The organism is Lacisediminihabitans changchengi (genome assembly GCF_016634425.1).
Lineage (GTDB): Bacteria > Actinomycetota > Actinomycetes > Actinomycetales > Microbacteriaceae > Lacisediminihabitans > Lacisediminihabitans changchengi.
In genome coordinates this window covers 241,561-256,594 of the sequence record NZ_JAEPES010000002.1, presented here as the reverse complement: position 1 = coordinate 256,594, position 15,034 = coordinate 241,561, and the positions used below count along the sequence as shown (strand labels likewise).

The following is a 15,034-nucleotide window of genomic DNA, read 5'->3' as shown; positions in this document are numbered from 1 at the left end:
AACGAGCCCGCCAGCATCTCTCGGTGCTGGCGGGCTCGTGTGTTGCTGAGACTTAGGCGTTCTGCTTCTTCAGGCGCGAGGTCTTGCGGGCACGCGCGTTGGCGTCCAGCTCGACCTTGCGGATGCGCACGAACTCCGGCGTGACCTCGACGCACTCGTCCTCGCGGGCGAACTCGAGGCACTCCTCGAGCGTCAGGCGACGCGAGGGGGTCATGCGCTCGAAGGTATCCGAGGTGGACTGGCGCATGTTGGTGAGCTGCTTCTCCTTGGTGATGTTCACGTCCATGTCGTCTGCACGCGAGTTCTCACCGACGACCATGCCTTCGTAGACCTCCTGCGTGGGCTCCACGAAGAAGGACATGCGCTCCTGGAGAGCGGTCATGGCGAACGGAGTGGCAACACCGGCGCGGTCAGCGACGATCGAGCCGTTGGTACGGGTCGTGATCTCGCCGGCCCATGGCTCGTAGCCGTGCGAGACGGCGTTGGCGATACCGGCACCACGGGTGATGGTGAGGAACTCGGTACGGAAACCGATGAGGCCGCGCGAGGGGACGACGAACTCCATGCGAACCCAGCCGGTGCCGTGGTTCGACATGCCCTCCATGCGACCCTTGCGGGCGGCGAGGAGCTGCGTGATCGCGCCGAGGTACTCCTCGGGAGCATCGGTGGTGAGGTGCTCGAAGGGCTCGTGCACCTTGCCGTCGATCTGCTTCACGACCACCTGCGGCTTGCCGACGGTCAGCTCGAAGCCCTCGCGACGCATCTGCTCGACCAGGATGGCGAGAGCAAGCTCGCCACGACCCTGAACCTCCCAGGCGTCCGGGCGTCCGATGTCGACGAGCTTGATCGAGATGTTACCGACCAGCTCGCGGTCGAGACGGTCCTTGACCATGCGCGCGGTGAGCTTGTGGCCCTTGATCTTGCCGATCAACGGCGACGTGTTGGTGCCGATGGTCATGGAGATCGCGGGGTCGTCGACCGTGATGGTCGGCAGCGGGCGAACGTCGTCCGGGTCGGCCAAGGTCTCACCAATGGTGATGTCCTCGAAGCCGGCGACGGCGACGATGTCGCCGGGGCCCGCGGAATCGGTCGGGAAGCGGTCGAGCGCCTTGGTGATCAGGAGCTCGGTGACGCGCACGTTGTGCACGCTGCCATCGTTCTTGACCCAGGCGACGGTCTGGCCCTTCTTCAGCGTGCCGTTGAAGATGCGCAGCAGCGCGAGGCGGCCGAGGAACGGGGAGGAGTCGAGGTTGGTGACGTGGGCCTGGAGGGGCGCCTCGTCGTCGTAGGTCGGCGCCGGGATGTGCTTGAGGATCGCATCGAACAGCGGCTCGAGGTCGTCGTTGTCCGGAAGCTCGCCGTTGGCGGGCTTGTTCCAGCTCGCGGCACCGTTGCGGCCGGAGGCGTACACGACGGGAACGTCGAGGATCGCGTCCAGGTCGAGGTCGGGATGCTCGTCGGCCATATCGCTGGCGAGGCCGAGGAGCAGGTCCTGGCTCTCTCCGACGACCTCGTCGATGCGGGCATCCGGACGGTCGGTCTTGTTGACCAGCAGGATGACGGGCAGGTTCGACTCGAGCGCCTTGCGGAGCACGAAGCGGGTCTGCGGCAGCGGGCCCTCGCTCGCGTCGACGAGGAGCACGACGCCGTCGACCATACTGAGGCCGCGCTCGACCTCACCACCGAAGTCGGCGTGGCCGGGGGTGTCGATCACGTTGATGACGATCGGGCCGTCGCCACCGTGCTCGGCGGCGTGGATGCCGGCGTATGAGACCGCGGTGTTCTTCGCGAGAATCGTGATGCCCTTCTCGCGCTCGAGGTCGTTGGAGTCCATGGCACGCTCTTCGAGGTGCGCGTGGGCGGCGAAGGAGTTGGTCTGGCGGAGCATTGCGTCGACGAGGGTGGTCTTACCGTGGTCGACGTGCGCGACGATAGCCACGTTGCGCAGGTCATTACGAGTGGCGATAGCCATAGAAGTAGTTCCTTTTGAGGAGAGTGGCCGATGACAGAGTCGCTGCTACCGACGAGGAGCTGGCACGCAATCGGGCATGCCGCAAGGCAAGTCTATCGCGCAGGGGCACTTCGCCCTATTTACACGGTAGAACCGCTGGGGACGTCCATGTATTCCACAGCTACCGCGTCAGCGTCACTCCGCACCGGCCGCCATGATCTTCGCGCGCAGCTCGCGCCGGTCGCGCTGGATCTCGGGGTCAGGCAGCGGAACAGCCGCGATGAGACGCTGCGTGTACGCGTCCTTCGGGTTGCGCAGGATCTCGTCGCGCGTTCCCACCTCGGCAAGCTTTCCGTTGTGCATCACCGCGATGCGGTCGGCCAGCACGTCGATGACCGCGAGGTCGTGGGTGATGAACAGGCAGGCGAACTGGAACTCGCGCTGGAGCGTCTTCAGAAGCTCGAGCACCGTCGCCTGCACCGAGACGTCGAGAGCGGAGGTCGGCTCGTCAGCGATCAGCAGCGAGGGCTTGAGCGCCAGCGCGCGGGCGATACCCACGCGCTGCTTCTGGCCGCCGGAGAGTTCGTGCGGGTAACGGCTGTAGTAGGAGTTCGGCAGCTCGACCGAGCTGAGCAGCGCCTTCACCTCGCGCTCGAGGGGCTCACCCTTGGTGCCCTGCGCGAGCATGAGCGGCTCGCCGATGCTCTGGCCGATCGTCATACGCGGGTTGAGCGACGACGCCGGGTCCTGGAAGACGATTCCCGCCTTGCGGTGCACGTCGCGAACCAGTCGGCGGGTCGGCTTCGAGATATCGGTGCCGACGACGTCGAGCTTGCCCTCGGTGATCGGCAGCAGGCCGATGGCAGCGCGTCCCAGGGTGGTCTTGCCGGAGCCTGACTCGCCGACGAGGCCCATGACCTCACCGGCGTGAACCTGCAGGTCGACGTGGTCGACGGCACGGAACGCCTTGACCCGCCCGCGCCCCGGGTACTCGATCACGACATCCTGAAAATCGAGCACGACCGGCACCGAGGCGAGCAGGGCCTCGGCAGCCCTCGCGGCCTCGGCGGCGATGCGCTCGTTGGTCTCGATCCGCTGGCGCAGGTCGTCGCTAAGCACGGCGCCGTCACCCTCGGCCATGGTGGCAAGCGCGACTGTCATGTCGATCTCGTCGTCGCCGGCGTTGCCCTGACCGAGGTGAGGCACGGCGGCGAGCAGCGCCTGCGTGTACGGGTGCTTCGGGTTGCGGAAGATCTCGAGCGACGGGCCGGCCTCGACGACCTCACCCTTGCGCATGACGGCGATGTGGTCGGCGATGTCGGCGACGACCCCCATGTCGTGGGTGATCAGCAGCACGGCGCTGCCCAGCCGGTCGCGGAGGCTGCGGATGAGGTCGAGGATCTCGGCCTGCACCGTCACGTCGAGCGCGGTCGTGGGCTCGTCGGCGATCAGCAGCTTCGGGTCACACGAGATCGACTGCGCGATCATGGCGCGCTGACGCTGACCGCCGGAGAGCTGGTGGGGGTAGGAGTTGTATGCCTTTACCGGGTCGGGAAGCTCGACCAGCGCGAGCAGCTCGATGGCCCGCTCCTTCGCCTGCGAGGGCGACATGCCGAAGTGCAGACGCAGCGTCTCGACGATCTGGAAGCCGACGGTGAAAACGGGGTTCAGGGCCGTCATCGGCTCCTGGAAGATCACCGCGACATCCTTACCGCGGACATCGCGCAGCTGGGCGGGCTTCGCGTCGCGCAGTTCGACGCCGTTGAGCTTGATGCTGCCGGACACGCGGCTGTTCTTGGGCAGCAGGTCGAGGATCGACATCGAGCTGACGCTCTTGCCCGACCCTGACTCGCCGACCAGAGCCATGACCTCTCCGGAGCGGATCGTGTAGTTGAGCTTCTTGACCGCGGGAACCCAGACGTTGTCGACCGCGAAGTCGACGCTCAGGTCGGAGATCTCGAGAACGGGGGTCTTCGGGGTGGCGTCCACTTAGATCGCTCCCTTTCTGGCCGGCGCGGCCGTGACTGTGAGCTGGGCCGCGAGGGGCTCAGCGGATGCTGCAAGGATGAAGGAATGCACAAAACCGATAGCGCCCGCGAAAGCTTTCACTCGCGGTTCAACCGCATTCTCGCGGTCGTAGCCTGGGTGCTGACCGCATTCGCGCTGGTCACGAGCGCGGTGGCCGGTCTGCTGGTCGACCTGAGCGCGGCGCGCATCGTTCTTCCGCTCGCGCTGATCGCTCTTGCCGCATACGCGGTGCTCTGGCGACCGCATCTGACGGTCGACGACGATGCCGTCACTGCGGTCAACGTTCTGCGTACCGTGGTCATCCCGTGGAGTGCGCTGATCGACGTCGACACCAAGTTCTCGCTGACCCTGCGCACGCCGAGAGGCAGCTACGGCGTGTGGGCGGCACCGGCTCCCGGTCGCACCGGCATCGCCGTCGCGCGACGAGCCGAGCGCCGTCACGGCACCGAGTCCCAGACCGCGGCGCTGGGCAACCGTTCCCGCCCCGGCGATCTCATCACTACCGAGTCCGGCGAGGCCGCCTACCTGGTGCGCGAACGCTGGAACGAGCTGGTCGAGTCCGGCCGGGTCGAGGCTGGTATCGCCGAGACCGTCGCCGTGCAGGTGCGCTGGCACTGGGCGCTTGACGCCGGCATGGCGCTGCTCCTGATCGCGACGGTCGTCACCGCCGCGATGGGCTGACACCGCGCCATCCGAGTCCAGGACGAGCACTACGCACGCCCACTCGGCAGGTCGTCCGAGAGAAGCGGTTGCGCTGCGCTGACCTCGTCGTTCTCCTTGGTGCGACGCAGGCTGAATCGGCGCTGCTGAGGGTCGAACGCGTCGCGCAGGCCGTCTCCGACGAAGTTGACGCACAGCGCCAGCAGCACGATGAAGGTCGCGGGCCACCAGAACAGCCACGGACGGGTCGAGAAGGCAGACTGATTCGAGCCGATGAGCAGACCGAGCGAGGAGTCGGGCGACTTGATGCCGTATCCGAGGTAGCTGATCGCGGTTTCGAGCAGGATGGCGGAGGCGATCAGCAGGGTCGACGAGACGATGATGACACCGATGGCGTTCGGCAGGATGTGGCGGAAGATGATGCGACCGTCCGACGCACCGGCGACCCGAGCAGCCTCCACGAACTCACGCTCACGCAGGGTGAGGAACTCACCGCGCACCAGTCGGGCGATGACCATCCACGACACCAGACCGAGCAGCACCGCCAGGCCGAACGCGCCGAGTCCGTTGGACGACTTACCGACGACGGCACCGATCACCAGGGCCGGAATGACGATGAAGACGTCGGTGATACGCATCAGCACCGCATCGACCCAGCCGCGGAAGTAGCCGGCGACCGCTCCGACGACGACGCCGAGCACCGTCGCGAGCAGGCCGATGACCAGCATGACAAGAACCGAGTTCTGCACGCCGCGCATGTTCAGCGCGAAGTAGTCACGTCCGAGCCGATCCTGACCGAACGGATGCACGCTGGTCGGCGATCCCCCGCTGAGCTGCGGATTGAGCTGGCTATACGGGAAGTGCCACCAGCCGGGAATCGGGCCGAGGCCGATCGCGGAGATGGAGAAGACGATGATCACCACGAAGAGGATCAGCGCGACAACGGAGATCTTGTTGCCGAGGAACCGTTTGAAGACGATCCGGCCCTGGCTCTCGCCGCGCCCGCCGGAGCCGCTCTCGGCGGCGCCGAGTCCGCCGCTGATCTCGGGTTCGAGGGGACTGCCCTGGATTGTGCTCATGATGTTCCCTTCGGCACAGAAATGTTCGTCGCGGTGTCGGGGCGGCTCATCGGACACGCACCCGGGGGTCCAATGCCGCATAGGCGAGGTCCGCGAGGAAGTTGAAGGCGATCGCCGTGACGGCGATCACGAGGAAGTACCCCATGATCGGGTTGACATCGGTACGAGACAGACCGGCATTGAAGAGTTGCCCGGTACCGCTGATGGCGAAGACGTTCTCGGTGATGATCGCACCACCCAAGAGCGCCCCGACATCCGTCGCGACCAGGGTGGCCAGGGGAATCAGCATGTTGCGGAAGGCGTGACGCACGATCACGGTGCGCTCTGGCAGGCCCTTCGCCCGCGCGGTGCGCACGTAGTCCTGGTTGAGCACCTCGAGCATGCCAGCCCGCGAGTACCGGGTGTAGCCGGCGAAGCTGATCAGCAGCAGGCTGATCGTGGGAAGCAGCAAGTGGGTGAAGCTGTCCAGACCGCTGATCCAGAGATCTCCGCCAAGGCTCGGGGTCTGCGAGCCGACGGTGGCGATCGGGCGGCCGCCCACGGCATCCGAGTAGGTGTGCCAGGACTGCATGAACCGATCGAGCAAGACGAGACCGCCGGTGAGCAGAGCGGTGAGTCCACCGATGCGCATCATCAGACCACGGTCGTGGCCGCCGACGATCGCACCGCTGACCACGCCGACGACGACGGTGATGATCGCGAGGAAGACGAGGGTGCCGAACGAGGAGATGTTGAGCAGCCACTGCAGTCCGAAGTAGGCGGCGATGGCGATGACCACATTGATGCCTGCCGTGATCTGCGCTCGGCGGTTGTTCAGCCCCGCAAGGAGTGCGACGAGAGCGACACCGATGCCCGCTGACAGCACGATGATGCCCACTGGGCCGAGCGACGGACGCAGGTACCAGTCGGTCGCCTGCATGTACAACAGCAGCAGCGCGGTTCCCAGTGCTCCCCCGAGGAAGAAGTACAGGCGACGCTGCCAGGTACCTCCGACGAGGAGTTGCAGGATGGCGCCGACTACCAGGCCGATTACCACGAGAGTGATCGGTGGTATCTCCGGCTTGGCCAGGAAGTTGTTGTAGCCGAGGGCTACGAACGACTTGAGCAGCACCGCCATCAGGAACGACGGCAGCGAGAACAAGAAGAAGCTGAACAGCGTGACGATGTAGTCGAATCCGCTGTAGACGCGCAGCGCGCTGACGATGCCAAGGCCGATGCCGAGGATGATCGCGAGGATCAGCGCGGTGGTGACGAGCTGCAGCGTCGAGCCGACCGCCTGGGGCAGCAGGTCGATGACGGCCTGGTTCTGGAAGGTGGTGCCGAGGTCGCAGGTGCCACCGATCGGCACGATGCACTTGGCGACGCCGCCGAGCCAGAGCACCCAGCGCAGTGGCGACGGGAGATCGAGGTGCTGCGACTGGACTCGCGCCTCGATCAGCGACTGCCGGTTGGGCGAGTTGCTGCCCTGGAGATCTTGAAGGGGGTTGCCGACCGACGCGAGCACGTACATGAGGAACGACGCCGCGATCAGAATCAGGATCGAGACGAATACTCGTCGCGCGATAAAACTCACCATAGGGAGGGGTTGCCTGTTCGAGATTGTGAAGCTGGAGATATCGAAGCTGAAGAGATCGAGTATCTACTGTTTTCGACGGATGATGCCCACCCAGGGGCGGGGCGCCGACTCCCGAAGGTGTCGACGCCCCGCGCTGAGTAGAGCTAGATGCTGAACCTGGTTCGGACTACTTTACTTCGTCCAGTCCCAGACGTTCCACACGATGCCCGTCTGGCCACCGAAGTAGCCGATGTTCTTGACCTTCGCGTTGGTCGCGAAGATACCGGGCAGCTGGAACAGCGGCAGGCCGTAGGTGTCAGAGAAAGCGATCTTGTCGATCTGCTCCTTCTGCTTCTGCAGGTCGCTGGCGTTCAGCGTGGTCTGCGTCTTCACGGCCAGGTCACTGGCTTCCTTGTTGTCGAACTTGTTGTAGTTACCGGGGTTGTCGATCTGGAACAGCTGCGGGATGGCGGCGTTACCGACACCCGGGTTGATCCAGCCGAAGATCGAGGCGTCGTAGTCGCCGCCGGAGAGCAGGCTGCTCCAGTCGGGCGATCCACCATCGGTCACGGTGATGCCGGCCAGCTTCGCCGAGGCCTGGATGGCCTGGAAGGAGTCGACGCGGTTCGGGTTGTTGGTGTTGTAGAGGATCTTCACCGTCGGGGTCTTGCCGGCGAGGAGCGACTTGGCCTTCTCGATGTCGACCTTGCTGTAAGCGTCAGAACCATTCTGAGCGACCGAGGCGTCGTAGCCCTCCTGCTGCGGGAGGAAGAGCTGCGAGTTGAGAACCTTGGCCTCGGAGTTGATCGGGGTGACGATCGCCTTCAGGATGTCCTCGCGCGGAACCGTGAGCAGGAACGCCTCACGCACGGTCGGGTCCTTGAACACACCACTCGGGGAAGCGAAGTTCAGGTCGAGGTGGTCGTACGCAACCTGGTTGCCCTCGATGAGCTTCGTGCCGGTCGCGGCCTTCAGCGCCTTGACAGTGTCGGCGGATGCCTGCGGCTGGATCGCGTCGACCTCACCGTTCTGGAGTGCGGTGACCTGAGCGTTAGCGTCACCGATGAAGCGCATGATGAGCTTGTCGAACTTGACGACGTGCTTGCCCTTGTACTCCGGGTTCTTCACGAAGGTCATCGACTGCTTCGGGGTCCACGCGGAGACCATGAGCGGTCCACCCGAGACGAGCAGGTTCTTGTCCTTCGGCAGCGACGTAGCGTCGTAGCCGGTGTTGATGACCTTGCCCATCTTAACGAGGGTCTCGTTGGCTGCCGCGGGGCTGTCGACGTTGCCCTTGGGGGTGTTCTTGATCGCCTTCAAGAAGTCCGCGACGGAGACGCCGGCGACCTTGGCGACCGCGTGAGCCGGGAACTGGATCGGGTTGACGATGTTCCAGTCGGCGTACGGCTCGTCGTAGCTGTAGGTGATCGATCGGTTGCTGTCACCGACGGTCGGGAGGTCGGTCTTGAAAACGCAGCCGCCAGCGGTGGCGAAGTACTGCGTGCCGCTCGTGACGTTGCCGTCAGCATCGGTGGTAGCGCTGTCGTAGTAGCAGGAGGCCTGCGCCCAACCGAGGAGGAGGTCATCCGCAGTCATCGCCTTGCCGTCGGACCACTTTGCGTCCTTGTTCAGCGTGTACTTGACCTTCAGCGGGTTGTCGCTGAGCTTCTTGTACGTTCCGAGGTCGGTGTTCGGCAGGACGTCGAACTTCTGGTTCAGGGTGAAGAACTGGGGCTGCGTGAGGTAGTTCACCTCGCCGTTGGTGTCCAGGTTGCCCTGCGGGGTGTTGTAGTTGAACGAGGTGACCTCGTTAACCTGCGCGATGGTGATGTTCTTGCTTGTCGACTCGGTGCCACCACCCGTGGTGGTGCAGCCCGCGAGCGCGATCGCAGCGACGCCAGCGACGGCGACCGCGGCGACGGCATTGCGCGCCAGTCTTCCTCTGATCTTCAATTTTCCTCCTGTGCAAGATGAGCAAACGGCAGCACGATTACTAGCGTGCTGTCGCGCTAGATACTTGAACCATATGTAGGAGGGTCCCCCGCCGCCAAACTCACGCGTTAAAAGTTACACAGTGGTAACAGGGATAAAGGATTCACGCTTCTCGTGGCGGAAATCGGCGCGACCAGGCACTGGTTTGCACGAATCGTGCGCTGCCGTGCACGAGGATGCCGCATTCGGTCTTGAACGCTGTCGTACGATCAACAGATGCGACCCGCGACCCCGGCTCTACCCGGCCGCTTCCCGGCTTCCAGCGCGGAACCGAGCTCCCGAGGACGCATCAGGGCGGAGATCCTCATCGTGCTCGGGCTGTCGCTCGGAGCCTCGGCGGTGTACTCGATCGTGTCGCTGGTCAATAGTCTCACGAGAACCGCTCCCCTCTCGTCTCAGACGGCGACCCTCAATGGATCGCTGAGCTCTCGGCCGGTGTTCGACCTGATCTACCAGTTCCTCGCGATCTTCTTCGACCTCGTGCCGGTGGCGCTGGTCTGCTTTCTGCTCTGGAGCGCGGCGCGACCCCACCTGGCTCGGCTGGGTCTTGACTTCCGTCGCCCTGGCCGCGACATCCTGATTGCGCTGGGGTTGGCCCTGGTCGTCGGAATCCCGGGCATCGGCGTCTATGTCGCCAGTCGTGCGCTCGGCATCGGTCTCACCGTCTCTGCTTCACCGCTCGATACCTACTGGTGGACAGTTCCCATCCTGGTGCTGTCGGCCCTGCGAGCGGGATTGCAGGAGGAGGTCATCGTCGTCGGCTACCTGTTCGATCGGCTGCGCGACCTCGGCTGGAAGACCTGGCCGATCATCCTCGTCGCGGCAGCCCTGCGCGGCAGCTACCACCTGTACCAGGGCTTCGGCGCGTTCGTCGGCAACTTCGCCCTGGGCATCATCTTCGGCTGGATGTACACCCGCTATGGCCGCGTGCTCCCGCTGATCATCGCCCACTTCATCATCGACACCGCCGTGTTCGTCGGGTATCCGTGGGCGGCCACGACGTTTCCCGGGGTCTTCGGCAGGTAGCCCGCACTTCGTCCCGGCGCGTTCCCGCTCAACGCGCTGTCGCCCGCTCCACGCAATTGTGCCCGTTCGTGCCGACTGTGCCTGCTCGAGAGGGCACAATCCGCACAAACGGGCACAATCGCCACTCAGGGGGCGGGGCTGGCTGGGACCGGGGCGGGGCAGCCGCTAGTCGGCGAACGCCTCGGGCGGCGGGCAGGCGCAGACCAGGTTGCGGTCACCGAACGCGTTGTCGATACGGCGCACCGGCGGCCAGTACTTGCTGCGGATGAGGGTGCGCACCGGGTAGACCGCCTGCTCGCGGCTGTACGGATGCGTCCACTCCTCCACCACGGACTGCGCGGTGTGCGGGGCGTTGTGCAGCGGGTTGTCCACCGCGTCTAGTTCACCCGATCCGACGGCATCCGCTTCGAGCCTGATCGCGATCATCGCGTCGATGAACCGGTCGATCTCGGCCAGGTCTTCTGACTCGGTCGGCTCCACCATCAGGGTGCCGGCCACCGGGAACGACATGGTCGGCGCGTGGAATCCGAAGTCGATGAGGCGCTTGGCCACGTCGTCGACGGTCACGCCGGTCGCCTCGGTGAGCGGGCGGACATCCAGGATGCACTCGTGCGCAACCAGCCCGTTGTCACCCGAGTAGAGCACCGGGTAGTAATCGCGCAGCCGCGCAGCCACGTAATTGGCAGCGAGGACCGCGGCACCCGTCGCGCGCTTGAGGCCATCGGCACCCATCATCCGCACGTAGGCCCACGAGATCGGCAGGATGCTCGGGCTTCCGTACGGCGCGGCCGACACGATGTTGCGATGTGCGGGCAGCTCGGACTCGACGCGACCCACGATGAGGTCGCGCTGCGCGAAGGGATGTCCGGGAAGGAACGGGGCAAGGTGCGCCTTCGCCGCCACGGGTCCGACACCCGGGCCGCCGCCGCCGTGGGGGATGCAGAACGTCTTGTGCAGGTTGAGGTGCGAGACGTCTCCGCCGAAGTCGCCGAACCGGGCGAAGCCCAGCAGCGCATTCAGGTTGGCGCCGTCGACGTAGACCTGGCCACCGGCATCGTGCACCGCCTGGCAGATCGCACCGACCTCGTGCTCATAGACCCCGTGCGTCGACGGGTATGTAATCATCAGGGCCGCGAGCGACGACGCATGCTCGGCGATCTTCGCCTTCAGGTCGTCGAGGTCGACGTTGCCGAGCTCGTTGGTCGCCACCACCACGACGCGCATGCCGGCCAGCACCGCGCTTGCCGCGTTCGTACCGTGCGCGCTCGATGGGATGAGGCAGACCGTGCGCTGCACGTCACCGCGCGAGAGGTGATAGCCGCGGATCGCCAGCAGCCCGGCAAGCTCTCCCTGGCTGCCCGCGTTCGGCTGCACGGAGACCGAGTCGTAGCCCGTGACGTCGGCGAGCCAGGTCTGCAGCTGATCGATCAGCTCGAGGTAACCCTCCACGTCCGACTCCGGGGCGAACGGGTGCAACCCACCGAACTCGGGCCAGGTGACCGACTCCATCTCGGTGGCCGCATTGAGCTTCATCGTGCATGACCCGAGCGGGATCATTCCGCGATCGAGCGCATAGTCATAGTCGGCGAGATGCTTGAGGTAGCGCATCATCGCGGTCTCCGACCGATGCGTGTTGAACACCGGGTGGGTGAGGTACTCGCTGGTACGGGCCAGCGACTTGGGGATCCACGAGTCGATTTCCCGCGGAGCACTCTCGTCGGCGAGGTCTTCACCCAGGATGCGGGCGACGTTACGGATGTCGTCCATCGTCGTGGTCTCGTCAACGGAGAGCTGGATGTGCGCGTCGTCGACCAGGTGGAACAGGTACCCGCGGCTGTGAGCGTGCTCGACGAGTCGGCGGGCATCCGTCTTGGTCTCGAGCGTGAGGGTGTCGAAGTAGTTCGCCGTGACCAGCGTGTGGCCGGCTTCGGACGCGGCCTTGGCGAGGATGCGAGCGTGACGGGTCACGTTGGTCGCGATCCGCTTGAGCCCGTCCGGGCCGTGGTAAACCGCGTACATCGACGCCATGACCGCGAGCAACACCTGGGCGGTGCAGATGTTCGACGTCGCCTTGTCGCGACGGATGTGCTGCTCGCGCACCTGGAGTGACAGGCGGTAGGCCGGATGCCCGGCGGCGTCCTGCGAAACACCCACCAGTCGACCGGGCAGCTGGCGCTCCAGCCCCTTGCGCACGGCCATGTAGCCGGCGTGCGGCCCACCGAAGCCCATCGGCACACCGAAGCGCTGGCTGGTGCCGACGGCCACATCGGCGCCGAGTTCACCGGGCGAGGTGATGAGGGTGAGCGCGAGCAGGTCGGCCGCGACGACGGCGAGCCCGCCGCCGGCCTTGACCGCAGCGATCACCTCGGTCGGGTCCCAGATCGCTCCGGATGCGCCCGGGTACTGCACCAGCACACCGAAGGCAGCGGGCAGGTCGGCCGGCACACTGCTGCGCAGGTCGAGCTCGACCAGCTCGATACCGACGGCACCGGCCCGGTTCGCGAGCAGTGCTTTAGTCTGCGGGAGAGCGTCCGCGTCCACAATGAACACCCGCGGCGCGGCCTTGCTGGCCCGGCGCGCGAGCATCATGCCCTCGACGACGGCGGTTCCCTCGTCGAGCATCGACGCGTTTGCGGTGGTCAGACCGGTGAGGTCGGTGACCATGGTCTGGAAGTTGATCAGCGCCTCGAGGCGCCCCTGCGAGATCTCCGGCTGGTACGGCGTGTAGGCCGTATACCAGCTCGGGTTCTCCATGACGTTGCGCTTGATCACGGCAGGGGTGATCGTGTCGTAGTAGCCGAGACCGATCATCGACCGGTTCACGGTGTTCTTGCGGGCGAATGCCCGGAGCTCGCCCAGCGCTTCGCGCTCCGTCGCGGCTGGCGGCAGGGCCGTCTCGGCGGCGGAACGGAACCCGTCGACATGGATCGACGCCGGCACCGCCGCTTCGACCAGCGCGTCGACGGTGTCGTACCCGAGCAGCTCGAGCATCGCCTGCTGTGCGCTGTCGTCCGTGCCGATGTGACGGTCGACGAACTGCTCGCGGCTGAAGCCGGCGTTGGTGAACCGGTCGGCGAAGGCATCCGCCATTACTCGGCCACCAGTTCGCTGTACTGCTCGAAGCTCAGCAGCGGCGGCAGTTCGCTGAAGCGCACCTTCATGAGCCAGCCCTCGCCGAAGGGATCGGAGTTGACCAGCTCGGGGCTGTCGACGACGGAATCGTTGATCTCCTCGACGGTGCCGTCGAGCGGCGCGAACAGCTCGCCGACCGACTTGGTGGATTCGATCTCGCCCACGATGGAGCCACTGGCGACGGTCGCGCCGACGGCCGGAAGGTCGACGAACACGACGTCACCGAGCTTGTCGGCGGCGTAGGCCGTGATGCCGACGGTGGCGACCTCGCCGACCACCTCGACCCACTCGTGCTCGGCGGTGTACTGGAGGGTGCTCTGGTCTGCCATCAGTTGGTCTCTCGCTTGTAGAACGGAAGGGGAATGACGGATGCCGGCACTGTCGTACCGCGGACATCCAGGAACAAGGGGGTGCCGATCGCGCTCACCGCGGGATCGACGTAGGCCATCGCGATCGGATGCCCGAGGGTGGGGCTGAGCGCGCCACTGGTGATGGTGCCAACCTCGGTGCCGTCGGCCTTCACCACGGCGTAGCCGGCACGACCGGCACGCTTACCCTCGGCGGCCAAGCCCACGAGAACTCGGGCATCGGCTGCCGGGCCCGCTTCGACGGCGGCACGCCCGACGAAATCGCCCTCTTTGCCGAGGTTGACCACACGACCGAGGCCGGCCTGCACCGGGAACGTCTCGAGGCCGAGCTCGTGACCGTACAGCGGCATCCCCGCTTCGAGGCGCAGCGTGTCGCGGCTCGCGAGTCCGGCGGGCACGATGCCGTACTCGGCGCCACCACCCATCAGGTCGGCCCAGAGCTGCGCCGCGTGGGCGTTCGCGAGGTAGAGCTCGAAGCCGTCCTCCCCGGTGTATCCGGTGCGGCCGACCATGATCTCGGCGCCGCGGTAGGTGCCGAGCGTGCTGCGGTAGTACCTCAGGTCGGCGACCGGCTGGGCGAGCTCCAACTCGGGAACGGTGAGCAGAATCTCGAGCGCCTTCGGGCCCTGAACCGCGATGAGCGCGAGCTGGTCGCTCTCGTCGACGACCGCGGCATCGAACTCGGATGCCCGCAAGGTGAGCGCGTCGGCCGCCTCGAACCGGTTTCCCGCGTTGGCCACCACGCAGTATCGGTTCTCGTGGGTGCGATAGACGACGACGTCGTCGATGATGCCGCCCTCGGGCGAGAGCAGCAGGGAGTACTTGGCCTGGCCGAGTGTGATCGCCGAGATCTTGCCGGCGAGGGCGAAGTCGAGGGCGGCCGCCGCATCTGGCCCCGTCACGGTGATCTCCGCCATGTGGGAGAGGTCGAACAGGGCTGCGCCGCCGCGAACGGCGTGGTGTTCGGCGAGGTCGCTGGAATAGCGCACCGGCATCTGCCACCCGGCGAAGTCGGTGAAGCTCGCGCCCGCCGCGACGTGGACGTCGTGCAGTGGCGAGAATCGTTCATTCGGGTGGTCGGTCAAGAGTTCTCCAGGCGCGTCGGCGGGTGTGGGAACTCCCCCTCTGTCATTTGCCTGAGAGCTTCATCGCCGCCGGTCAGGGCGGGATTTTCACCGTGGGCGGAACTAGTTCGCCGGTTCGGAAGAGTGATTTCGATACGCGTACGTGTTAGAGCGCGTGC

The 15,034-nt window shown here is 65.7% G+C and carries 10 protein-coding genes; 2 read left to right on the top strand and 8 right to left on the bottom strand.

The window, feature by feature from the left end:
• Nucleotides 1-52: 52 nt before the first annotated feature.
• Nucleotides 53-1,972, bottom strand: coding sequence for a translational GTPase TypA (gene typA, locus IV501_RS06725; protein ID WP_200555681.1), 1,920 nt, complete (start codon nucleotides 1,970-1,972; stop codon nucleotides 53-55).
• A 174-nt stretch (nucleotides 1,973-2,146) separates the two neighbouring features.
• Nucleotides 2,147-3,940 carry an ABC transporter ATP-binding protein gene (locus tag IV501_RS06720; RefSeq protein ID WP_200555680.1) on the bottom strand — a complete coding sequence of 598 codons (1,794 nt, stop codon included), beginning with the start codon at nucleotides 3,938-3,940 and terminating at the stop codon, nucleotides 2,147-2,149.
• A gap of 84 nt (nucleotides 3,941-4,024) precedes the next feature.
• Here IV501_RS06720 and IV501_RS06715 point away from each other — a divergent pair, with 84 nt between their 5' ends.
• Nucleotides 4,025-4,660, top strand: a complete 636-nt coding sequence (locus IV501_RS06715) for a PH domain-containing protein (RefSeq protein WP_200555679.1) — start codon at nucleotides 4,025-4,027, stop codon at nucleotides 4,658-4,660.
• Nucleotides 4,661-4,689: 29 nt separating this feature from the next.
• Here IV501_RS06715 and IV501_RS06710 read toward each other — a convergent pair whose 3' ends face one another.
• The 3 genes from IV501_RS06710 to IV501_RS06700 form a co-directional block, all read right to left on the bottom strand.
• Complete coding sequence (locus IV501_RS06710; protein ID WP_200555678.1) at nucleotides 4,690-5,718, bottom strand: ABC transporter permease; 1,029 nt, start codon at nucleotides 5,716-5,718, stop codon at nucleotides 4,690-4,692.
• A 46-nt stretch (nucleotides 5,719-5,764) separates the two neighbouring features.
• Nucleotides 5,765-7,294 (bottom strand): ABC transporter permease, encoded by a 1,530-nt coding sequence (locus tag IV501_RS06705; RefSeq protein WP_200555677.1) that lies wholly within the window; start codon nucleotides 7,292-7,294, stop codon nucleotides 5,765-5,767.
• A 171-nt stretch (nucleotides 7,295-7,465) separates the two neighbouring features.
• On the bottom strand, nucleotides 7,466-9,226 hold the full coding sequence (locus IV501_RS06700; RefSeq protein ID WP_200555676.1) for an ABC transporter family substrate-binding protein: 1,761 nt from the start codon (nucleotides 9,224-9,226) through the stop codon (nucleotides 7,466-7,468).
• 255 nt (nucleotides 9,227-9,481) lie between these two features.
• On the opposite strand from IV501_RS06700, the gene IV501_RS06695 reads away from it, so the two are divergent.
• Nucleotides 9,482-10,291 carry a CPBP family intramembrane glutamic endopeptidase gene (locus tag IV501_RS06695; RefSeq protein ID WP_200555675.1) on the top strand — a complete coding sequence of 270 codons (810 nt, stop codon included), beginning with the start codon at nucleotides 9,482-9,484 and terminating at the stop codon, nucleotides 10,289-10,291.
• 165 nt (nucleotides 10,292-10,456) lie between these two features.
• On the opposite strand, the gene gcvP is transcribed toward IV501_RS06695, so the two are convergent.
• From gcvP to gcvT, 3 genes are read right to left on the bottom strand one after another with little or no spacing between them, the layout of a single operon-like run.
• Entirely contained in the window at nucleotides 10,457-13,381 is a 2,925-nt protein-coding gene (gene gcvP, locus IV501_RS06690) for an aminomethyl-transferring glycine dehydrogenase (RefSeq protein ID WP_200555674.1), read from the bottom strand.
• Nucleotides 13,381-13,752 carry a glycine cleavage system protein GcvH gene (gene gcvH, locus IV501_RS06685; protein WP_200555673.1) on the bottom strand — a complete coding sequence of 124 codons (372 nt, stop codon included), beginning with the start codon at nucleotides 13,750-13,752 and terminating at the stop codon, nucleotides 13,381-13,383. The genes gcvP and gcvH overlap by 1 nt, the downstream gene beginning before the upstream one ends.
• A complete protein-coding gene (gene gcvT / locus IV501_RS06680; protein WP_200555672.1) occupies nucleotides 13,752-14,876 on the bottom strand; it encodes a glycine cleavage system aminomethyltransferase GcvT in 1,125 nt (374 codons plus the stop codon). Before gcvT ends, gcvH begins: the two co-directional genes overlap by 1 nt.
• Nucleotides 14,877-15,034: the final 158 nt, after the last annotated feature.

What these genes read in the sequence shown, in the direction of transcription:
- IV501_RS06710 (WP_200555678.1), bottom strand. Translation starts at nt 5,718, where the DNA reads ATGAGCACAATCCAGGGCAGTCCCCTCGAACCCGAGATCAGCGGCGGA.
- IV501_RS06715 (WP_200555679.1), top strand. Translation starts at nt 4,025, where the DNA reads ATGCACAAAACCGATAGCGCCCGCGAAAGCTTTCACTCGCGGTTCAAC.
- gcvH (WP_200555673.1), bottom strand. Translation starts at nt 13,752, where the DNA reads ATGGCAGACCAGAGCACCCTCCAGTACACCGCCGAGCACGAGTGGGTC.
- IV501_RS06695 (WP_200555675.1), top strand. Translation starts at nt 9,482, where the DNA reads ATGCGACCCGCGACCCCGGCTCTACCCGGCCGCTTCCCGGCTTCCAGC.
- gcvP (WP_200555674.1), bottom strand. Translation starts at nt 13,381, where the DNA reads ATGGCGGATGCCTTCGCCGACCGGTTCACCAACGCCGGCTTCAGCCGC.
- typA (WP_200555681.1), bottom strand. Translation starts at nt 1,972, where the DNA reads ATGGCTATCGCCACTCGTAATGACCTGCGCAACGTGGCTATCGTCGCG.
- IV501_RS06705 (WP_200555677.1), bottom strand. Translation starts at nt 7,294, where the DNA reads ATGGTGAGTTTTATCGCGCGACGAGTATTCGTCTCGATCCTGATTCTG.